19 protein-coding genes are annotated in these 21,930 nt (G+C 49.5%); 15 read left to right on the top strand and 4 right to left on the bottom strand.

All coding sequences use genetic code 11. The features are described 5' to 3' along the window. The first annotated feature begins 77 nt into the window (after positions 1 to 77). Positions 78 to 1,382 (top strand): branched-chain amino acid transport system II carrier protein, encoded by a 1,305-nt coding sequence (gene brnQ, locus RN22_RS08390; protein WP_082111385.1) that lies wholly within the window; start codon positions 78 to 80, stop codon positions 1,380 to 1,382. Between the two features lie 79 nt (positions 1,383 to 1,461). Here the strand turns inward: brnQ and fldB are convergent, their stop codons facing one another. Next, a complete protein-coding gene (gene fldB / locus RN22_RS08385) occupies positions 1,462 to 1,980 on the bottom strand; it encodes a flavodoxin FldB (protein ID WP_046303899.1) in 519 nt (172 codons plus the stop codon). Between the two features lie 183 nt (positions 1,981 to 2,163). Between fldB and xerD the strand changes: the two genes are divergently transcribed. The 7 genes from xerD (at position 2,164) to RN22_RS08350 (ending at position 12,020) form a co-directional block, all read left to right on the top strand. Then, on the top strand, positions 2,164 to 3,060 hold the full coding sequence (xerD, locus tag RN22_RS08380; protein WP_046303898.1) for a site-specific tyrosine recombinase XerD: 897 nt from the start codon (positions 2,164 to 2,166) through the stop codon (positions 3,058 to 3,060). Between the two features lie 107 nt (positions 3,061 to 3,167). After that, the gene (dsbC, locus tag RN22_RS08375; RefSeq protein ID WP_046303897.1) at positions 3,168 to 3,905 is read left to right on the top strand and encodes a bifunctional protein-disulfide isomerase/oxidoreductase DsbC; all 738 of its coding nucleotides are present in this window, start codon (positions 3,168 to 3,170) and stop codon (positions 3,903 to 3,905) included. Between the two features lie 165 nt (positions 3,906 to 4,070). After that, the gene (gene recJ, locus RN22_RS08370) at positions 4,071 to 5,798 is read left to right on the top strand and encodes a single-stranded-DNA-specific exonuclease RecJ (RefSeq protein WP_046303896.1); all 1,728 of its coding nucleotides are present in this window, start codon (positions 4,071 to 4,073) and stop codon (positions 5,796 to 5,798) included. A 226-nt stretch (positions 5,799 to 6,024) separates the two neighbouring features. Beyond that, positions 6,025 to 7,123, top strand: a protein-coding gene (gene prfB, locus RN22_RS08365; protein WP_152442392.1) for a peptide chain release factor 2 whose coding sequence is annotated in 2 segments (ribosomal slippage) — positions 6,025 to 6,099 and positions 6,101 to 7,123 — 1,098 coding nt in all. Because the reading frame shifts where the segments join, the coding sequence is not laid out codon by codon here. A gap of 27 nt (positions 7,124 to 7,150) precedes the next feature. After that, entirely contained in the window at positions 7,151 to 8,665 is a 1,515-nt protein-coding gene (gene lysS / locus RN22_RS08360) for a lysine--tRNA ligase (RefSeq protein ID WP_002540382.1), read from the top strand. A 199-nt stretch (positions 8,666 to 8,864) separates the two neighbouring features. Continuing rightward, positions 8,865 to 10,271, top strand: a complete 1,407-nt coding sequence (locus tag RN22_RS08355) for an amidohydrolase (protein ID WP_046303895.1) — start codon at positions 8,865 to 8,867, stop codon at positions 10,269 to 10,271. 414 nt (positions 10,272 to 10,685) lie between these two features. Beyond that, positions 10,686 to 12,020: a sigma-54 dependent transcriptional regulator gene (locus RN22_RS08350; RefSeq protein WP_002540379.1), complete on the top strand. Its 1,335-nt coding sequence runs from the start codon at positions 10,686 to 10,688 to the stop codon at positions 12,018 to 12,020. A 56-nt stretch (positions 12,021 to 12,076) separates the two neighbouring features. Here RN22_RS08350 and RN22_RS08345 read toward each other — a convergent pair whose 3' ends face one another. Beyond that, positions 12,077 to 12,505 (bottom strand): PACE efflux transporter, encoded by a 429-nt coding sequence (locus tag RN22_RS08345; RefSeq protein WP_002540377.1) that lies wholly within the window; start codon positions 12,503 to 12,505, stop codon positions 12,077 to 12,079. A gap of 574 nt (positions 12,506 to 13,079) precedes the next feature. Between RN22_RS08345 and RN22_RS08340 the strand changes: the two genes are divergently transcribed. Beyond that, positions 13,080 to 13,331, top strand: coding sequence for a hypothetical protein (locus tag RN22_RS08340; RefSeq protein WP_002540375.1), 252 nt, complete (start codon positions 13,080 to 13,082; stop codon positions 13,329 to 13,331). A 107-nt stretch (positions 13,332 to 13,438) separates the two neighbouring features. Here the strand turns inward: RN22_RS08340 and RN22_RS08335 are convergent, their stop codons facing one another. After that, positions 13,439 to 14,473 carry an NADP(H)-dependent aldo-keto reductase gene (locus RN22_RS08335; RefSeq protein WP_046303894.1) on the bottom strand — a complete coding sequence of 345 codons (1,035 nt, stop codon included), beginning with the start codon at positions 14,471 to 14,473 and terminating at the stop codon, positions 13,439 to 13,441. Positions 14,474 to 14,729: 256 nt separating this feature from the next. Between RN22_RS08335 and RN22_RS08330 the strand changes: the two genes are divergently transcribed. After that, positions 14,730 to 15,029, top strand: a complete 300-nt coding sequence (locus RN22_RS08330) for a DUF6482 family protein (protein WP_002540372.1) — start codon at positions 14,730 to 14,732, stop codon at positions 15,027 to 15,029. An 18-nt stretch (positions 15,030 to 15,047) separates the two neighbouring features. On the opposite strand, the gene mutH is transcribed toward RN22_RS08330, so the two are convergent. Continuing rightward, positions 15,048 to 15,731, bottom strand: a complete 684-nt coding sequence (gene mutH, locus RN22_RS08325) for a DNA mismatch repair endonuclease MutH (protein ID WP_046303893.1) — start codon at positions 15,729 to 15,731, stop codon at positions 15,048 to 15,050. Between the two features lie 601 nt (positions 15,732 to 16,332). On the opposite strand from mutH, the gene rppH reads away from it, so the two are divergent. From rppH to RN22_RS08300, 5 genes are all read left to right on the top strand, one after another. Beyond that, entirely contained in the window at positions 16,333 to 16,857 is a 525-nt protein-coding gene (rppH, locus tag RN22_RS08320) for an RNA pyrophosphohydrolase (protein ID WP_002540369.1), read from the top strand. A 21-nt stretch (positions 16,858 to 16,878) separates the two neighbouring features. Then, a complete protein-coding gene (ptsP, locus tag RN22_RS08315) occupies positions 16,879 to 19,137 on the top strand; it encodes a phosphoenolpyruvate--protein phosphotransferase (RefSeq protein WP_046303892.1) in 2,259 nt (752 codons plus the stop codon). 87 nt (positions 19,138 to 19,224) lie between these two features. Then, positions 19,225 to 20,031: a sulfite exporter TauE/SafE family protein gene (locus tag RN22_RS08310; RefSeq protein ID WP_046303891.1), complete on the top strand. Its 807-nt coding sequence runs from the start codon at positions 19,225 to 19,227 to the stop codon at positions 20,029 to 20,031. A gap of 13 nt (positions 20,032 to 20,044) precedes the next feature. Continuing rightward, complete coding sequence (gene lgt, locus RN22_RS08305) at positions 20,045 to 20,845, top strand: prolipoprotein diacylglyceryl transferase (RefSeq protein ID WP_046303890.1); 801 nt, start codon at positions 20,045 to 20,047, stop codon at positions 20,843 to 20,845. 92 nt (positions 20,846 to 20,937) lie between these two features. After that, the gene (locus tag RN22_RS08300; RefSeq protein ID WP_046303889.1) at positions 20,938 to 21,777 is read left to right on the top strand and encodes a thymidylate synthase; all 840 of its coding nucleotides are present in this window, start codon (positions 20,938 to 20,940) and stop codon (positions 21,775 to 21,777) included. The last annotated feature ends 153 nt before the right edge of the window (positions 21,778 to 21,930 follow it).

The following is a 21,930-nucleotide window of genomic DNA, read 5'->3' as shown; positions in this document are numbered from 1 at the left end:
ATTGCGCAGTAAAAATAACCAAAAGGCTAACCGGTTGATTACACAATTATTAAGCAAACACACATAGGTATTACGAAGTGAAAGAGAGTTTAAAGGTTAGCGATATACTCGCGCTAGGGTTTATGACCTTTGCATTTTTCCTCGGGGCCGGAAATATCATCTTTCCTCCTCTGGCGGGCTTTCTGGCAGGTGAACACACCTTTTCTGCAATGCTGGGCTTTTTGACCACTGCTGTAGGCCTTCCTCTTATTGGTATCGTCGCGGTTGCCGTGGCGGGTGGCGGCTGGAAAGGCCTGACCCGCGATCTGCCAGCGTCAGTCGCTACACTGATGGCAGTGCTGATTTTCATCATTATTGGTCCTGCTTTTGCAGCGCCACGTGCTGGTTTGGTGGCCTATGAGATGGGCTTTAAGCCTTTCCTGAATGCACCGGGTCAGTTCGAGTTGTCGCTTTTCTCGGTGGTGTTCTTTGCCATCGCAATGTTCTTCTCCCTGTCTCAAGGCAAGCTTATCGACACTATTGGTAAGCTGCTGACGCCTGCCTTGTTTGCGGCACTGGCAGTGCTGGCGATTGCAGTTGTGGTGAACCCACAAGGCGATATCGTGGCAGCGCAGGGGGCGTATGTGGATCAGGCGTTCACGACAGGTTTCCTTGAAGGTTACAACACCATGGATACCTTCGCCGCTCTGATGTTCGGTATGCTGATTGTTGATGTTATCCGCAAGAAAGGCGTCACCGATCAGGTGAAAACCTGTCAGTACCTGATTTATGCAGGTGTGATTGCGGCTGCGGGTCTGGCATTTGTTTACGTTTCTCTGTTCTATCTGGGCGCGACAGCGACGGGTGTGGCTCCGGGCGCAGCAAACGGTGGTGCGATTCTGTCAGCTTACGTGCTGGCGCTGTTTGGCCCTGCTGGTCAAATCATCCTGTCGACCATCATTGTACTGGCGTGTCTGACGACGGTTATCGGTCTGGTTTCAGCGTGTTCTGACTATTTCAGCACTCTGACCAAAATCACTTACCGTCAATGGGTTGTTATCCTGTCTATTGCTTGTGCAGTGGTAGCGAACGTAGGCCTGAACCAGTTGATCGCGATTTCTGTTCCTGTCCTGTTTGCACTCTACCCAGTTGCGATTGCGCTGATTGCTCTGACGTTCCTGCGCCGCTTTATGCCTAACCCACAACTGGCATATCGCGTGGTACTGGGTGTGTCTTTGGTGTTTGCACTTTTGGATGCAGCGAAAGTCGCGGGCGTTGATGTGTCTGCGTTAAAAGTGCTGCCACTGTTTAACTATGGCATGGCGTGGCTGCTGCCAACGGCAATAGCGCTGGTTGCAGTGAGCTTTGTGGGTAAGCGTAAAGACGAGACGTCACACGCGTAAAGCAAAGTTATTGGCATACAAAAAAACCACCGGATGCGGTGGTTTTTTATGTCTGAAAGGTGGCTTGCAGGTTCAGGGGCTATAGCGTTTCCTGAAACTCAACCAACACCTGCTCACACCAGGTCGCGATGCGCTCATCACTCAGTTCGTATTGGCTGTCTTCATCCAATGCCAGACCGACAAACTGTTTGCCGTCTGCGGTCAGCGCTTTTGAGGCTTCAAAGGTATAACCTTCATTTGGCCAGTAGCCGATAAATTTCAGGCCGGTTGGCAACAGCTCATCATGCAGCATGCCCATGGCATCAAGGTACCATTCGGCATACCCTTCCTGATCGCCAAGACCGAAAAGGGCGGCGACTTTACCTTGTAGGTTCAGGCCATTAAGTTGTGACCATACCGCTTCCCAATCTTCCTGTAACTCACCAAAGTCCCAGGTGGAAATGCCCAGCAACAGCAAATCGTACTGATTCATTTGGTCAACCGGCGTTTCTTTGATGTTGTGAATATCCACCAAGTCGTCACCCAGGATATCGCGGATTTTCTCTGCCGCCATTTCGGTGTAACAAGTGGTGGAGCCGTAAAACAAACCTATTTTCATGTGCTTTTCCTGCTGTTGCGTCGAGGGGATTCTACTCCTCGTGGCCTTGTATCTCCACCCTGTAAACCACGAGGATTTGGCGCATTTTGCTGCAATCGTTTTGCTTAATCAGGGTAAACCTTGCATTCATGCGGGGGTGAGGTAGTTTGAGAGAAGCAACAATCGAACTTAAGTGAGTGAATCGTGGAACAAAACGCGGCATTGGTAGAGCAGTTTTTGGATGCTATGTGGATGGAGCGGGGGTTATCTGAGAATACTCTGGCCTCTTACCGAAACGATCTGACCAAACTTTGCCAGTGGCTGGATAATGACAGCGTGGCTCTGGTGCAAGTGACATCATCCAAACTGCAGGATTACCAACATTGGTTATTCGATCAGGATTACAAGCAAAGTAGCCGTGCCCGTATGCTCTCTGCAATGCGTCGTCTTTTCCAATACCTTTACCGCGAAAAGCAGCGTGAAGACGACCCAACGGCCACATTGATCAGCCCCAAATTGCCAAAGCGCCTGCCAAAAGATTTGTCAGAAGAGCAGGTGGAAGCGCTGCTTGATGCACCCGATGTAGAAGACACTCTCGAGCTTCGCGATAAAGCCATGATGGAGCTGCTGTATGCGACAGGTCTTCGTGTGACTGAACTTATCAGTCTGACCACTGAAAATGTCAGTCTGCGTCAGGGCGTGGTGCGTGTTATTGGTAAAGGGGGCAAAGAGCGTCTGGTGCCGATGGGAGAGGCAGCAATCGACTGGCTGGAGCGATATATGGCGCACAGCCGCCCGGCATTGCTCGGTGAGCAAAGTTCGGATGTGTTTTTCCCTAGCCGACGTGCCCGTATGATGACCCGTCAGACTTTCTGGCACCGTATCAAGTTTTATGCGGCGCTCGCAGGCATTGATGGTGACATGCTTTCGCCACACGTTTTGCGCCATGCTTTTGCAACGCACTTGCTGAACCACGGTGCAGATTTACGAGTGGTGCAAATGCTTTTAGGGCACAGTGACCTGTCGACCACGCAAATTTATACTCACGTCGCGACTGAGCGACTAAAACAGTTGCATCAGGAGCACCATCCTCGGGCATAATGCAGCCGAACGGGTGTTTTTTTACCTCACTTGGGATTTTTTTCGTTTCTGTCCGGTCTGAGTGAGTGACAGTTTGCCCGCAAACCCATTTTCAGGATCTGAACACTATGAATTTAAAACAACTGATGGCGCGCGCTCTGATTGCTTCTGCCATGTTGTCATTCGGCGTACAAGCTGCGGAAGGCGCAGATAAAGCGGCGATTGCTGATGTACTGACAAAATACCGCCTGAATGTTGAAAGCATTGAAAAAGCACCGGTTGAAGGTCTGTACGAAGTCGTGACCAATGGCGGCGTGGTTTATGCCAATAAAGACGGTTCTTACTTTATCTATGGCCAGCTTTTCCACACGACACCGACGGAATCTATCAACCTGACTGAAATCACTCAGGCCAAACGCAACAAGAAGTTGTTTGATGAGGCAGGTGTAGAGAAAGAGTTGATCGTCTATCCGGCGAAAGACGAGAAATACGTAGTGAATGTGTACACGGATACCACCTGTGGGTACTGCATGAAGCTGCACCGTGAAATGCAGGAATACAACGATCTGGGGATTACCGTTCGTTACCTGGCTTTCCCTCGCTCGGGTGAGCGCTCACCAAACATCGGCCAAATGAGTGCTATTTGGTGTGCAGATGACAAAGCCAATGCTATGAATCTGGCGAAAGCGCGAAACTTCGACGAAGAGACTAAAGAATGTACGGATCTTATCCGCCGCCACATGTCTCTTGGTAGCGCGATGGGTGTGACTGGCACGCCAGCCATCATGCTGGAAGACGGTACCATGCTTTCCGGTTATCTGCCTGCGCCTCAGTTGCTGCAAGTGCTGAAGCAAAAAGAAAGCTAATCCCTGCTTGGATACTCAAGGCGCTGACGAAAGTCGGCGCCTTTTGCGTTTGTGGCTCACCGAAAACAGAGCTCGGGCTTTTTCTTTCTCCGTCACCCGTTACAATGTCCCTTCAATCCGCATTCATCAACTTGGTGGTAACGCCGCCAGGCACAGGTTCATTCCATGATTGAAATAAAACGTCGTCACGCGGCACAGGATGCTGCTTTTCCCGCTTCAATTCCGCCATTACTCCAGCGTATTTACGCTAACCGAGGTATCACCTCTGAAGGTGAACTGGAGCGAAGCGCTCGCGGGCTGCTGAATTACAACGAACTACATGGCATTGAACGCGCCGTAGAACTGCTGGCAGCTGCAATGGCAGAAGGGCGACGCATTATCGTGGTGGGCGACTTCGATGCCGATGGCGCAACAAGCTCGGCCCTTTCTGTGACGGCATTTCGCATGATGGGCTGCACTAACGTCGATTACTTGGTGCCAAACCGTTTTGACGATGGTTATGGCTTGAGCCCAGACGTGGTAGAGCAAGCTGCGGCCAAAGGCGCGGAACTTATCATGACCGTGGATAACGGCGTGTCCTCGATTGAAGGGGTTGCGGCAGCCAAAGCCCGCGATATTCAGGTCGTCGTGACCGACCACCACTTACCGGGCGAAGTGCTGCCGGATGCTGATGCTATGGTGAACCCGAATCTCAACGAATGTGGCTTTCCGTCCAAATCGCTCGCAGGTGTTGGTGTGGCGTTTTATCTGATGTTGGCACTGCGTGCTCATCTTCGTGATAACGGCTGGTTTGCCCAGCGTGGTATCGCTGAACCGAACTTGGCGGAACTGTTGGACTTGGTCGCATTGGGTACAGTGGCCGATGTGGTATCGCTGGACACCAACAACCGCATTTTGGTGCATCAGGGTTTGATGCGAATCCGCGCGGGGAAATGTCGTCCGGGTATTCAGGCTTTGATTGAAGTAGCGAACCGCAATATGACGACGCTGGTGGCGAGTGATTTCGGCTTTGCCTTGGGGCCACGCATTAATGCTGCAGGCCGCTTGGATGATATGTCATTTGGTATTGAGCTTTTACTGTGTCAAAACCTTCAAGCCGCGCGCCAGATGGCAAGTGAGCTGGATGCCCTGAACCAAAGCCGTAAGGAAATCGAGCAGGGCATGAAAGAAGAAGCGATGGCGATTTGTGAGCGTCTTCAATTTGGTGAAGGCAGCAGTCTGCCTTGCGGCCTTGCACTGTTCCAGCGCGAATGGCATCAGGGTGTGATTGGTATCCTCGCATCACGCATTAAAGACAAATTCCACCGCCCTGTGATTGCCTTCGCGGATGGCGGTGAAGGCACTATCAAAGGCTCAGCACGTTCGATTCAGGGGCTGCATATGCGTGACACCCTGGATGTGATTGATACGCAAAACCCAGGTCTGATTAAGAAATTCGGCGGTCACGCCATGGCGGCGGGTCTGACGATCGCCGAAGCGGACTTTGAACGTTTCTCGAAACTGTTCGACGAAGCCGTAAAAAACACCATCAGCGAAGAAGAGCTGAAAGGTGTACTGCTTTCAGACGGTGAACTCCTTTCCAATGAGATCAGTCTGGATGTGGCTGAAACACTGCGCTCTGGTGGTCCGTGGGGGCAAGGCTTCCCTGAACCTTTGTTTGATGGCAAGTTCAAGCTGCTGCATCAAAAACTGGTGGGCGGAAAACATCTGAAAATGATGCTGGAACCTGTCATGGGCGGACAAATGGTGGACGCCATCGCCTTCAACATTGACTTGCGTCGCTGGCCAGATCCCTCTGTGCAAATGGTCGAGGTCGCTTATCGCCTCGATGTGAATGAGTTCCGTGGTAATCGCACAGTGCAGTTGATGGTCGAGCATATGGCGGCGGTTTAGGTAAGGAAGAGCAGGTCCTGGGGTCCTAGGAAAAGAAGGTCCTAGGAGGAGCAAGAGCCAGAGGCTCTGCTAAACAGTTCAAATACTGTAGGACCCAGGACCTTTAGCTTTTCTCTCATTTTTCTCCGAAAATTTCTCCTTTGATCCCCATCACACTCTGTATATTCCGTCCGCAATTCTGTAGAATTCGGCGGTTAAAACTCATTCCGAACATAGAAAAGTGACCATGTTTGAAATCAATCCAATCAAAAACCGCCTAGCGGACATTGCCGAGCGTGCAAATGTCCTTAGGGGGTATCTTTGACTATGACGCCAAGAAAGAGCGTCTAGAAGAAGTTAATGCCGAACTCGAACAACCTGATGTGTGGAACGAACCTGAGCGCGCTCAAGCGTTAGGTCGTGAACGCGCGTCGCTGGAAGCGGTAGTAGAAACTATCGATCAGCTGGATCAGGGTGGCGAGTACATCACCGAACTGCTCGAACTGGCAGTAGAAGAAAACGATCAGGATACGTTCGATGAAATCGAGCCGGAGCTGAGCGATTTGGAAGAGAAGCTGTCGAAGCTGGAATTCCGCCGCATGTTCTCTGGCGATCACGACGGTTCTGATTGTTATATCGACCTGCAAGCAGGTTCAGGCGGTACTGAAGCGCAAGACTGGACATCCATGATGCTGCGCATGTACCTGCGCTGGGCTGACGCAAAAGGCTTCAAGACCGAAGTGATTGAAGTGTCTGAAGGTGATGTGGCTGGATTGAAATCAGCAACCGTTCGTATCAGCGGCGAATACGCTTACGGCTGGCTGCGCACCGAAACCGGTGTTCACCGTCTGGTTCGTAAGTCCCCGTTCGATTCAGGCGGTCGTCGTCACACGTCGTTCTCTTCTGCGTTTATTTACCCGGAAGTGGACGAAAATATCGACATCGATATCAACCCGTCTGATCTGCGTATCGACGTTTACCGTGCGTCAGGCGCGGGCGGTCAGCATGTTAACACCACCGAATCAGCGGTACGTATTACACACGTACCAACCAACACTGTGGTGCAGTGCCAGAATGACCGAAGCCAGCACAAGAACAAAGATCAGGCGATGAAGCAGCTTCGCGCAAAACTGTTTGAACTGGAACTGCAAAAGCAGAACGCAGAGAAACAGGCGAATGAAGCAGCGAAGTCTGACATCGGTTGGGGTAGCCAGATCCGTTCTTACGTTCTGGATGACTCACGCATTAAAGACCTGCGTACCGGTATCGAAAACCGTAACACCCAAGCGGTGCTTGACGGTGATCTCGACAAGTTTATTGAAGCCAGCCTGAAATCTGGTTTGTAATTTTTTAAGTTAATTCAAAGGTTCACTATGACTGACCAGTTACAAGACGAAAACAAGCTGATCGCGGAGCGTCGTGCAAAACTGAACCACATTCGTCAAAGCTGCAATGCAAACGGCCACCCAAATGAATTCCGCCGTGAGCACAAAGCGGCTGATCTTCAGGCTGAGTTTGGCGAAAAGAGCAAGGAAGAGCTGGAAGCATTGGATCATAAAGTCAGCGTTGCTGGCCGTGTGATGGCAAAGCGTGGTCCTTTCCTGGCACTTCAGGACGTGAGCGGTCGCATTCAGGCGTACGCAGCGAAAGACGTTCAGAACGTGCTGAAAGAGCAATATCAAGGTCTGGATATCGGTGACATCATCGGTGTGAAAGGTGCACTGCACAAGTCTGGTAAAGGCGACCTGTACGTGAACATGGAAGAGTACCAACTGCTGACTAAAGCACTGCGTCCTCTGCCAGAAAAATTCCACGGTCTGACTGATCAGGAAATGCGTTACCGTCAGCGTTACGTTGACCTGATCGTGAACGAAGATTCGCGCAACGCATTCAAGGTACGCTCTAAGCTGATTTCTGCGATCCGCCGTTACATGGAGTCAAAAGACTTCATGGAAGTGGAAACGCCAATGATGCAAGTGATCCCGGGTGGTGCTTCTGCACGTCCGTTTATCACTCACCACAACGCACTGGATCAGGAAATGTTCCTGCGCATCGCGCCTGAGCTGTACCTGAAGCGTCTGGTTGTGGGTGGTTTCGAGCGCGTATTCGAAATCAACCGTAACTTCCGTAACGAAGGTCTGTCTCCACGCCACAACCCAGAATTCACCATGATTGAGTTCTACATGGCGTACGCAGATTACAACGACTTGATCGACCTGACTGAAGACATGCTGCGTACCGTGGCCGTTGAAGTTCTGGGTGAAACCTCTATGCCTTACGGCGATTACACCGTGGAATTCGGTGGTAAATACGCACGTATGACCATGCTGGAAGCGATCAAGCACTACAACCCAGAGCATGCTGATATCCAAGCGCTGACAGTGGAAGATGTTCAGGATCGTGAGAAGCTGGTGGCTATCGCGAAGTCTCTGGAGATCTACGTTGAGAAATTCTGGACTTGTGGTCAGCTTCTGGAAGAAATCTTCGGTGAAACCGCAGAACCTAAACTGATCCAGCCAACCTTCATCACTGGCTACCCGGCAGATATCTCTCCGCTGGCGCGCCGTAGCGATGACAATCCGTTCTTTACAGACCGCTTTGAGTTCTTCATCGGTGGCCGTGAAGTGGCGAACGGCTTCTCGGAGCTGAACGACGCAGAAGATCAGGACGCTCGTTTTAAAGCGCAGGTTGATGCGAAAGACGCAGGTGACGACGAAGCAATGTTCTACGATGCAGACTACATCACTGCACTGGAACATGGTCTGCCACCAACAGCGGGTCAGGGTATCGGTATCGATCGTCTGGCAATGCTGTTTACCAACACGCACACTATCCGTGACGTGATTCTGTTCCCGGCGATGCGTCCACAGAACCAGAAGAAAGACTAAATCTGACTGACTTCTGAGACGTCTCTGAGACACCAAAAACACTGGCTTATGCCAGTGTTTTTTTATGTGCGTATGTTAGTGTGCAAACGTTTGCTCAATGTCACAAATATTGCGATGTAATTAACGTTTTAGTTCCGGTTTGATTCATCTGCAGGGATGATGCCCGCGCAATTCCTTGCTGCTTTTATTGAAGATAACCATGCTAAAAAAATCCTTCCTTTCTGCCAGTGTTGCCCTGGCAACGTTGGCTTCATCGGCAGCGTTTGCTGTTGAACATATCGACCTGTTAATTAAAGACGCGACCGTATTGACCATGAACGCTGATAAAGCGGTTTACGATAATGGTGTGGTGGCTGTTGATGGCAACAAAATTGTGGCTGTCGGTGATGAGAGTCTGTCGGAAGCCTATCAGGCCAAAACCGTCTTGGATGTGGATGGCGACATTGTGATGCCAGGATTGATCAACACCCACACTCATGCCTCAATGACAGTGTTCCGTTCACTGGGTGATGATGTGCCAGATCGCCTGCACCGCTATATCTTCCCATTAGAAAGTCAGTTGGTGAGCAGAGATATGGTACGTATCGGCGCGCAACTGGGTAATGTGGAAATGCTGAAAGGCGGCGTGACCACTTATGCCGATATGTACTATTTCGAAGATGAAGTGGCGAAAACCGTCGACAAGATTGGTATGCGCGCGATTCTGGGTGAAACCGTCATTAAGTTTCCAGTTGCTGATGCCGCAAATGCGGAAGAAGGCATCCAATACGCCTTGAACTTTATTCAGGAATATAAATACCATCCTCGTATTACCCCAGCTTTCGCGCCACACGCACCTTATACCAATACCACCGAAGTGCTGCAGAAAATCACCAAGCTTTCGCTGGAGCACGATGTGCCGGTGATGATCCATCTTGCAGAGTCAGAACGTGAAAATGAAGTGATTGCTGAGCGCAGTGGTGGTAAGTCTCCCGTGGAATACATGGCGGATATTGGTGCGCTGACACCGAACTTAGTTGGCGCGCACGTGATTAATGTCGATGACCATGATATTGCGCTGCTGAAAAAGCACGATGTGGGCATCGCGCATAACATGAGTGCCAACATCAAGTCTGCCAAAGGTGTGTCACCGGCATTGAAGATGTTTGATGATGGTCTTCGAATTGGTCTCGGCACTGACGGGCCAATGTCAGGTAACACACTCAGTACAGTGGATGAATTCAACCAAGTTGCTAAAGTGCACAAGCTGGTGAACAAAGATCGCGCAGCAATGCCTCCGATCAAGGTTATCGAAATGGCAACCATGGGGGCGGCACGCGCTCTCCACATGGAAGACAAAATAGGTTCTCTGGAAACGGGTAAGCTGGCAGACATCATCGTAATTGATACGAAAGCGCCAAATATGGTGCCAATGTACAATCCTTATTCAGCCTTGGTTTACTCCGCGTATGCATCGAACGTGAAACATGCCATCGTTGATGGCCAGCTCCTGATGCAGGAGAGAGACATACTGACGGTGGATGAAGACAAAGTGCGCCAGGAAGCGTTGCAGTTTGCAGACAAAGTCAGAGAAACCGTCATCGCCAGTGGCGAAGAAGTGAGATAGTTTCTCGAAGCCCTGCCTTAAATGAAAGACCGCGTCTCACTTGGACGCGGTTTTTTTGCTTTCTCTATCAATAGATAGCCTCAATAAATCGGGTCATAGTCTATGATCTAAGAAATTTTAAAGAGAATTTTAAATTTCTCAAAATTGAGAAGTGTTTGAAATGTTGGCCATTTTGATGGCTTTTTTGGGCATCATGGAATAGTCTATCCTATTAATAATACTGATAAATATGTCAGCTACTAGATGCCTATGTTGTCAGCAAATCGAACAGCAAAAGTGTCTTATCTGGGAACTGTGCTGATTTGAGAGCTACCTTGTATCTACATTGAGACAGACCTGCTTGTCTTACAAAATATAATGATACTCACAACATTTTGAACACGTGTCGTTAATGGATGACTAAAGGCAGGCGTTATGGGTATGCAATTCAGATCTGAGGCGGTTCCAAGTTCACTCGTCGTAGTAGGCGGAACTTACGAACCTTGGCTGGCAACACTGGAACAAGCAGGTTGGCGTTGTCACCGCTGTTATGACCTCAGAGCAGCACAATCTCTCCTTCAGGACATTGGTCCTTGCATTGGTATTGTGGATATCAGCCACGATGATTTCAGTCTCAACGGTGTCGCATCACTGGTAAACCGCAACAAGCAGGTTCGCTGGCTGGCGCTGATCCGCGAAGATCAACTCAACAATGATGCAATTTGTCAGTTCATTGTGAGCTTCTGCATCGACTACTTCACTTCTCCAATTCCAGATAGCCAACTGATGAGCACCATCGGTCACCAACTGGGCATGCTGAAGCTTGAGCGTCACGTATGGCCTCAACTGGGCGACCACAGTGACATGGGACTGCTGGGTAAAACCTCTGTGATGAAGAAACTGCGTGATCAGGTTCGTCGTGTCGCACCGACTGACGTATCAGTTCTGATCAACGGTGAAAGCGGTACCGGCAAAGAGCTGGTGGGTATGGCAATTCATAATGCTTCAACCCGCGCGAAAGGTCCGTTCGTTTCTGTGAAATGTAGCGCGCTACCAGAGAAGCTTATTCAAAACGAGCTGTTTGGTGATGGCACGACAGAAGGCAAAGTGCAGCAAGCGCACCAAGGCACTCTGTTCCTGGATGAAATTGGTGATTTGCCTCTGAATCTTCAGGCAAACCTTCTGCATCTTTTGCAGGACGGTACGGTAGAAACGCACGACGACAAATACTCGAAAGAGATCGACGTTCGTGTGATTGCGGCGACGCACATGGATTTGGAAAAAGCGGTTGCTGAAGGTCAGTTCCGTGAAGATCTGTTCTACCGCCTCAATGTTTTGCGTATTTCTGTGCCTTCACTGAAAGAGCGAAGTGCAGACATTCCTGAGCTGGCTGAGCACTTCCTGTTGAAGTTTGCACGTCAGTACAACACGCAGGCGCGCACCTTCTCTGAAGAAGCGAACAAGATCCTGACCAACTATAGCTGGCCAGGTAACGTACGTGAGCTGATCAACCAGGTGAAACGTGCAGTACTGCTGGCGGATAATCTGGTGATTGAAGCTGAGCATCTGGATCTGCCACGTCAGGGCGATTACAAACAAAGCCTGCGTAAGATTCGTGAAGAGTCTGAGCGTGATGCACTGCTCGCTGTGCTGGAAAGCAACAATGGTCAGGTGTCTGCTGCAGCGAAAGAGCTGGGTGTGTCACGTGCAACTATGTACCGTTTGCTGAACAAGCACAGCTTGATTCCTGCACCGCGTAGCTTTCGCTAAGTAATTAGCTGAAATAAAAAAACCGCCTTATTAGGCGGTTTTTTTCGTCTATTAGATTACTGGGTGACTAGCTTCCCTTCATTAATAGGAAACACTTTATCGTACGCCAGATTGTAGACGTATGCGTAAACCAGATAGAAGGCCACAAGACCAATGTCCATCAGGAAAGCTTGCCACAGGCTGATGTTAAGCCACCATGCAATAGCAGGCAGCGTCACCCAAAGCAGTCCCAACTCAAACAGTACCGCATGAAGGATACGATGCTTTTGTTTCTTCTCGGTCCTGCCGGTCATTTTCACCATAGCTTTGTCAAACCACAGGTTATAAATGTAGTTCCAACCTGTCGCCAGAATGGAAAAAGCCACACCCAACACACCTGTGTGTGCGGCATCAAAACCAAACAGGGACAGAATGCTTACAATGAGGATAAGGCCTATCACCTCGAAGGCGATGGCGTGTCGAATACGGTCTGCTGCAGTTCTCATGGTGTGTTACCTCTCAATCAATGCCAGCATGATATCCACTAATAAGATTGAACATAGTTAATTACTATCCGTAAAAGGGATGGATTTTGGATGTTCTTTATTCGGGTTTGTAACAGTTTGATGATTTGCGGGAGTACGATTATCGGAGCGATTGATTTTAAAATTGGCTAGTGAAAAGCAATATGTCCTTTTAAATAGGCAAAACCTCGAACAGGATATGGTGAAACTTTACTCAAATTGTTTAATAAAGCACATGCCACTGAATTCATTGTTATATCAAATAACGCATTGATATATTGATCTAAATCATTAGTATTAACAGTGAATTTACAAGTGCGGAATACTCCGCAGGTTTACGCAGAAAGGAGGCAATAAGATGACAAATCAACTGTTTACATCCGTCATGACTTGCGCCACCCATCTGTGCGCAGATATGCGAAAACCTGTACACTAATCCGCACCATTTTAGCAAATGGGCCGCGGATATGACTGCGGCTCTGAGCGACACTTCCTAGTTAAGATCCCTCTCCCGCAATCTATCCAAGGCCTCCTGATACTCAACAAGGAGTCCGTCATGAACCAATCTATGTACCTGCGCCTGGCCGTGTTTTTCGTCCGTATGGATATTAAACGTGAAGAGTCAGCCTGGAGAAAAGCCCATCGCCGAATTCGCTATGTTGGCGAGCCTTTGTCAGAGCATCTAATGCGAGATATTGGTTTCGAGAAAGATGGCTTATCTATCGGTCACACCGTTGCACCTAAATTTAAAGCCCAACGCGAAGTGGCACGAATGCGCAGAAAGTTAAGGTTGAACCTGACAACGTAATCAGAAGGGAGTCACTATCCTAGGTGACTCCCGAATTCCCTATAATCACATAATAAAAAAGCGCCTTACGGCGCTTTTTCTATTTGAAAACCCAAGGTCAATAAGCGCTATGGACAAGGATTGGAGTACTGCTGGCCAATCTCTTCAATGCGCTTCAGCAATTCTTCCGGCAATTCAACGTCTATGGAATCGATGTTGGTTTTGAGTTGCTCAAGCGTGGTAGCGCCGATGATATTACTGGCGACAAAGGAGCGGGTATTGACGTAAGCCAGTGCCATCTGTGTTGGGTCAATGGCGAATTCTTTAGCAAGATCAACATAAGCCTGCGTTGCTGCCTGCCCTTGCTCGGTGAAGTATCGGGCGAAACGCTCCCAGCGGGTGCAGCGTGCTCCTTCTGGTTTAGCGCCATTGAGGTATTTTCCGCTCAACACACCAAACGCGAGCGGTGAGTAAGCTAGCAGCTCGACGCCTTCCTGATGACTGATCTCTGACAGACCCACTTCGAAGCTGCGGTTGAGCAGATTATACGGGTTCTGGATTGACACAATACGCGGCAGGCTGTGTTTTTCTGCCAAACGAAGATAGCTCATCACACCCCACGGTGTTTCGTTAGATACACCAATGTGACGGATTTTGCCTTCGCGCACCAGTTCGGCGAGCGCATCCAGAGTATCCAGCAGGGTGACGCCTGAGTTTTCGTCTTGATGGTCGTAGTTCAATTGTCCAAAACTGTTCACATGGCGCTGCGGCCAGTGCACCTGATAAAGGTCGATGTAGTCTGTCTGCAGACGCGCGAGACTGTCATTGACCGCTTGACGGACATTACGGCGATCAAGTGACATGTTTTCACGAATGTAAGGCACGCCGCGAGGACCTGCGACTTTGGTGGCGATAATCACCTTGTCGCGTTTACCCGATTTTTGCAGCCAGTTACCAATATATTGCTCAGTTAGCCCCTGCGTTTCTGGGGTCGGTGGCACCGCATACATTTCCGCGGTATCAATAAAGTTCACGCCATGGTCGAGTGCGAAGTCCAGCTGCTGATGAGCATCTACTTCTGTGTTCTGTTGACCAAAGGTCATAGTGCCAAGACAAATCTTACTGACTTCTAGATTGGTATGGGGAAGTGTGTGGTATTGCATCCTTTCTCCTTGGGCTGCATCTCATGGACGACGAGAAACACGTTTTCGAGATGTGCGGGGTTTACCTTCCATCTTAAAAAGTTTTCTTGTCGGTACAAGCGAAAAAGTGGGGGACTGGGTGTAGATCCGGATGAAGGTTTTGAGATGTCGCAAATGGATTCCGTGGGAGCGATCAGAATTATCAGTTTTAAACCACACACACTATCCTGAGTCCTTATACTAGAATTAACATTCGATTAACAATGCGGGTAACGAAATGAAATTAAAGCAATTGAAGAGCTGGATACAGGCTCACCCGGACAACGTTCCCCATTGCTATGTGATTGCACATGCAGGTGGTGCACAGTATGTGGTGGAAGTGGAAGTCAGGCACAAGCTGGAGCCACTGAAAGACGACAATACGGATGAAGTGATGCATTTTGACAACATGGAACAGGTGTCAGAGAAGCTTCGCAAAGTGGGAGTGAAAAAAGCAACGTTACGTCTGCTGGATCCTTATGATGAGTTTGGGCCCGCGGATACTTCCTGCAATGAGGACATGGAAATTACGCTTTAAGGTCGACAGACCATAGAGCTAACTTTCGCTTTCCGGCAGCATAAAGTGGCGGGCGAGTATCTTGCGCGTGAACTGAGTGCGAAGATAAAAGCCACGGGGCAAGGTTTTGATGGGTTGACCTTTAGCGCCATAGGCTTCAGTTTTGACTTTGCTGTTTGCCGCTTTAGGGCGAAGCTGTAAGAACTCACCGTGTCTGGCACTGATTTCATGCACTTTTCCCAGCACGATAAACTCCATCAATTCTTCCCAATCCGCTTTTAGCTGCGACTCTTCATCTTCTGAAGGCTTCCATAATAACGGCATACCTACATGACGCTCGCAAACCGGAATTTCCCTTTCACCTTCAACCGGGATCCAAAGCACTTTTGATAGCTTGTTGCGGATATGACTGTTTTCCCAGGTCAACCCCTGAACACCAGTCAGTGGCGCGACACAGACAAAAGTGGTTTCCAATGGTTTTCCTGTATGGCTGATAGGGATGGATTTCAGCTCGATCCCTAATTCCTGAAAATCCTGCTCGGGCTTGCTGCCTGCAGTCGCACCCAGACAGGTCTCAAGCAACATGCCTACCCAGCCCTTTTCTCGGCGCAGATCTACGGGGCATTCCAGTCCATGTTGTTCGGCCAGTTCACCGAGCGTAAAGCCCGCCAAAGCAAAGGCGCGTTCAAGGAGTTCAGCTTCTGAATTGGGTGCGGGGATCATCATGCCTCGGTGTCTTAGTTGTCTGCAGTGAACGCTATCAGCCTCACCATAATGGATCCACTCATTTTTGCACCCTTACGGAGTTATCCACAACGATCTAAGTGTCGGAGGTGTAAAAATGGATCATGGATGCTTATACAGTGGTTTTGGTCACATAAATAGGCGGCTTTTGGATCATTCTGATGAGAAAGTGAGCGAGTGGTGTGGGTAAGTCTTACTTTGATGGATCTTTGACCACTTTAAGATCGTTCTGTTTTTGTCCTCCGATTTTGCTTAGAAATATGAGGCTGAATTTAATTATCTATATGTTATATAAAGATATAATTTAAAAACTCCGCTTGTGTGGACACTTTTCATGTCGTTCAAAGAGACACTTTTGTCCCGTTTAAAGTCTGTTCTGCACAAATGTATCCACAGAAAGCGTGAATAAATGTGCGCTTAGTCTCACCGGATTGTTTATAACTTAGTGGTGACCGGGGATTTATCCATAAAGGCGGTTGAAGCCCCCAAAAAATGCGTCTCATACACAATGTTTGTTTACCACTGTGCACATAGTGTGAAAAAATCACTGGTAATAGAGATTTATATTTGAGGTCGTCCAGTGATAGATGGCGATGGCTACCGTCCCAATGTGGGGATAGTTATTTGTAACAGCCACGGTCAAGTTCTCTGGGCTCGTCGATACGGACAACACTCCTGGCAATTTCCACAAGGTGGTATTGATGACGGTGAAACACCTGAACAGGCCATGTACCGTGAGTTATACGAGGAAGTAGGGCTCACGAAGAAAGACGTAAGAATTCTGGCTACCAGTCGTCATTGGTTACGCTATAAATTACCTAAACGTCTGGTTCGCTGGGATTCCAAGCCAGTGTGTATCGGTCAGAAGCAAAAGTGGTTTTTGCTGAAGCTGGAATGTGACGAGTCAAAGGTGAACATGCAGCGCGGGGGGACACCGGAATTTGATGGCTGGCGTTGGGTCAGTTATTGGTATCCTGTGAGGCAAGTGGTGTCGTTTAAACGCGAAGTTTACCGACGCGCGATGAAAGAGTTTGCGCCAATGGCGATGCCTTTTCGCGAAAGAAAGACCAAACGAAAAGGTAAGCGGGGCACAGCAAAGAACTAAGGATGAACGTCGAGGGCGCCGATGCTGACGAAACTGAGGGATATCGTTAACAATGTAGCGTCGTCCACCGACGTCAAACAGGCGCTCAATGTCTTAGTGCGCGAGACCTGTTCTGCGATGCAAACCGAGTGTTGCTCGGTTTATATCGCGGATCATGACCGTGAACAATATGATCTTATGGCGACCCAGGGACTTAATGCCCGTGCTCGCCGTGTTTCTCTCTCTTTTGATGAAGGCTTGGTGGGGTTAGTTGGCCGTCGTGCCGAACCCATCAACCTTGCACTCGCCAGTTCGCATAGCGACTTCAAACACTTTCCTGATATCGGCGAAGATATTTTCCAAGCCTTTCTTGGCACACCCATTATTTATCGCCGAAAAGTGCTGGGAATTTTGGTTGTCCAGCAGCGCGATTCTCGCCAGTTTGATGAAAGTGAAGAGTCTTTTCTGGTCACGTTGGCGGCCCAACTTGCGGTAGTTTTTGCTCACGCCAAAGCGCAAGGCTTTTGGCCCAACAACGCAAAGGGCGTCTTACTTTTAGAAGGTGCTGCAGCATCACCTGGGGTTGCTATAGCCAAAGCCTGGTGTGATGTATCCCAGCCACGGTTGGATTTGGTCTTTCCGGCATCTTGCCTTGATACACAAAAAGAACGCGACAGATTGGATGGCGCTATCAGCGCAGCCATTACCGAATTCCGCCGTTTGCGAAAGCGTTTTGACAGTGAACTGAATCAGGACACGCTGGCGATCTTCGATCTTTTTATCCACCTTCTGAATGATCCCATGCTGCGAAAGGCGATGAATGAGCGCATTCAGAATGGAGATTTGGCAGAGTGGGCGGTAAAGCAAACCATTGACGCGTTTTCTGAGCGTTTCCAGAATATGTCAGATCCTTATCTTCGCGAACGAGCCAATGACGTGAAGGAACTGGGTCAACGCTTGCTTTACTTTCTTGAGAATCAGGAAATCAAGCAGTGGAACTTTGACGAACCTATCGTGCTGTTTGCCCGCGAATTGACGGCAGCCATGCTGGCTGCGATCCCTCGTGATCGCTTAGCTGGTGTCGTCGCAGAAGAAGGGGCAGTGAATGCGCACGCTGCCATTTTGGCAAGAGCCTTGGGCATTCCTGCTGTCATGGGCGTGGAATTCAGCCCGCAATTGGTTCACCGCAAGCAAATCGTGCTGGATGGTTTCAAGGGGCGTTTGCTGGTTGAGCCAGCACCTCAGGTTCTTGAAGAGTATGAGCGTCTTCGTGACGAAGAGTTGGAGCTTCAACAGGAAGTCGAAAGTACCTTCACGAAGAAGACAGAAACGTCTGATGGTGTGCGGGTAGAAGTCCATTTGAATGCGGGACTCAGTGCTGATACCAGCATTGCTATCAACCGTGGGGTAGATGGCGTTGGTCTCTACCGCACCGAAGTGCCGTTTTTGATGCAACGAAGCTTCCCGTCGGAAGACGATCAGGTGAATCAATACCGTGCGATTCTGGATTGCTATCCCAAGCAGCCAGTGGTCATGCGTACACTGGATATTGGCGGTGACAAACCATTGCCTTATCTCAAAATCGAAGAGGATAATCCTTTCCTTGGTTGGCGCGGAATCCGTTTTACCCTAGACCATCCAGATATCTTCCTGATTCAGGTTCGAGCGATGCTGCGTGCCAGCATCGGGCGCGATAATCTCTCCATCCTGCTGCCGATGATTTCTGGTTTGTCTGAGCTGTTAGAAGCCAAAGCACTGGTAGAGAGAGCCTTTGCGGAAGTCACGGAAATAGCTAGTGTGCAAGGCGAGACCTTGAAGCTGCCAAAACTTGGGATCATGGTAGAAGTTCCTTCCGTGCTCTACCAATTGGACGCCATTGCTCCTCACATCGACTTTCTCTCTGTCGGCACCAATGACCTCACACAGTATTTGCTGGCGGTGGACAGAAACAACGCCCGCGTGGCAGACGTCTATGATACATTCCACCCTTCAGTGTTGGCGGTGCTTAGGCAAATTCTAGACAACAGCAAACGGCTTAAATTGCCGGTGAGTGTTTGTGGTGAGTTTGCCGGTGATCCTATTGGTGCATCACTGCTGGTGGGAATGGGGTACAGGCAGCTCAGTATGAATACGCGGAGTGTCGCGAAAATCAAATACGTTTTGCGCCATATTCCAAGTAAGCAGCTTGAGTCGCACGCGGCGACTGTCCAACAACTGTCATTAGCGCGTGATATAAGAAACGCTTCAGAAGCCTTTTTAGAACAGTACAATCTCGGCGGTTTGATCCGGGTAGGTAAGTAGCCACAGCGATACTCGGACGTAAAGCTCAGGGCAAATAAATAAGGTGATCTGGCTATTTAAAAAGCGCAGCACCGATAGGAATATTCCATGTTAGAAGCCACATTGTGGTTGTTTGGCGTTTGTCTTGCCGTTGGGGGCGTTGTTGGTCTGTTAGCCGGGCTTTTAGGGATCGGTGGTGGCCTGATTGTTGTGCCAGCGCTTAGCGTGCTTCTGCCCTGGGCGGGGATCTCTGCCAATCTCGTGATGCCCATGGCACTTGCTACATCGCTAGCAAGCATTGTGATCACGTCATCCTCTTCTGCTTATACACACTATCGCCTGGGCAATGTTCAGCCTTCCATCATTAAAACCTTGTTACCGGGTATTTTGCTGGGCGGACTGCTTGGCAGTGCGATTGCCGACAAAATGCCAACGGAATATTTGCCGAAAGTCTTCGGGATTATCGTACTGTTGCTTGCTCTGCAAATGGCACTGTCACTTCGGATAAAATCAGCCAGACCGCTACCTTCTTCGCTTGGCAGCATGACCAGTGGGACTGCGATTGGTATGATAGCGAGCCTTGCGGGAATTGGTGGCGGCTCATTGACCGTGCCATATCTTAACTATCATGGCGTCGAAATGCGCAAAGCCATTGGCAGTGCATCATTGTGCGGTGTCTTTTTGGCGCTTTCCGGTGTCATAGGCTTTATCTTTTTCGGGCTGACGCAACCCGAGACATTGCCACCTTATAGTGTGGGGTATGTTTACTTGCCAGCATTGATTGGTATTGTAGTCACTTCCGTAATGACAACACGTTACGGGGCGAGACTTGCGACCCGTTTACCGACACCCATTATAAAACGCGTATTCGCGGTATTCTTGCTCCTGGTGGGCGCAAGTATGTTTTTTAGCTAAGGAAGACGAATTCATGTCACTGACATTTCCCCAAATAGATCCTGTCTTGATTGAAATCGGGCCGCTGGCAGTGCGCTGGTATGGCTTGATGTACCTCGCCGGTTTTGCCTTTGCACTTTGGCTGGCAAACCGCCGTGCAGATAAGCCGGGAAGCGGATGGACGCGGGATGAAGTCAGTGATCTACTCTTTGCAGGTTTTCTGGGGGTGGTGTTGGGCGGCCGCATTGGCTATGTGCTCTTTTATCAATTCGACGCATTTCTTGCAGACCCGCTCTTCCTGTTCAAAGTCTGGACGGGCGGCATGTCTTTCCATGGTGGATTGCTGGGTGTGATTGCAGCCATGGCTTGGTATGCCCGCAAGACCAAGCGAACGTTCTTTGCAGTATCTGATTTTATAGCGCCACTGGTGCCATTTGGTCTGGGCGCAGGCCGTCTGGGCAACTTTATCAATGGCGAGCTTTGGGGACGTGCGACAGACATGCCATGGGGCATGATTTTCCCAACGGGAGGACCGATTGCTCGTCACCCTTCGCAGCTTTATGAGTTTTTGCTGGAAGGCTTCGTGCTGTTCTTAATCCTGAACTGGTTTATTAAGAAGCCGCGTCCTGCAGGTGCAGTATCCGGTTTGTTCCTGATTGGCTACGGGGCATTCCGGTTTATCGTTGAATTCTATCGTGAGCCGGACGCGCACTTAGGTTTGTTTGGCGACTGGATCAGCATGGGACAGATCTTGTCCACTCCGATGATTATTGTGGGTGTGTTGATGGTGATTTGGGCGTATCGCAGAGACCCAAACGCAGCGCGCTCAGCGTAACAGTTTCAGTTTAAGCCGCAGATCCCTGCGGCTTTCTTTATATTTGTGATTTGTCACCCCGCTGTAGCGGGTAGTAAACGAAAGGAAGAACCATGAAGCAATATCTTGATTTGATGCAGGATATCATTGATAACGGCACAGACCGCGGTGACCGTACTGGAGTGGGTACACGCTCTGTTTTTGGACGTCAGATGCGTTTCGATCTCAGTGAAGGCTTTCCGCTGCTGACCACTAAGAAGCTTTACACACGTGCCATCATTCATGAGCTGCTGTGGTTCCTCAATGGCGATACCAACATTAAGTATCTACAAGACAATAACGTGACAATCTGGGACGAGTGGGCAACAGGCGAGGGCGATTTAGGCCCGGTTTATGGTGCTCAGTGGCGTTCATGGGCATGTCCGGATGGTTCTACAGTTGACCAGATTGCCGAGCTGATTGAGCAGATCAAAACTAAACCAAATTCACGCCGCCATATCATTACGGCTTGGAACCCTGCTGACCTGCCTGACGAGACTATCAGCCCGCAAGCAAATGCAGAGCAAGGCAAAATGGCACTGGCTCCTTGTCACTGTTTGTTTCAGTTCTACGTAGCTGATGGCAAGCTATCTTGTCAGCTTTATCAGCGTAGCGCCGATTACTTCCTTGGTGTGCCGTTCAACATTGCGAGTTACGCGCTGTTCACCCATATGATTGCGCAGCAGTGCGATTTGGAAGTTGGTGATTTCGTTCATACCTTCGGTGATGTTCACCTTTATCACAATCACCTGACCGATGATATCGTTTACGAGCAGCTAAAGCGTGAGCCGGGTAATCGACCAACCCTGACAATCAAACGTAAGCCTGACTCTATCTTCGACTACAAACTAGAAGACTTTGAGATTGAAGGTTACGAAGCCCAGCCATCGATTAAAGCGCCGATTGCGGTTTAAGAGGATTAAGGGTTCTAGGAAAAGAAGATCCTAGGTCCTAGGAAGAGCAAGATCAGCTCCTAGGAATAGAAAAAGCGGCAACTGATCACCAGTGCCGCTTTTTTAATGTCTCGATGATCTTGAATAATTCCTGCAGGACCCAGGACCCAGGAC

It is taken from the genome of Grimontia sp. AD028, assembly GCF_000973155.1.
Classification (GTDB): domain Bacteria; phylum Pseudomonadota; class Gammaproteobacteria; order Enterobacterales; family Vibrionaceae; genus Enterovibrio; species Enterovibrio indicus.
Note: the sequence above shows the minus strand (reverse complement) of the source record. Positions and strands in the feature narration are given on the sequence as shown.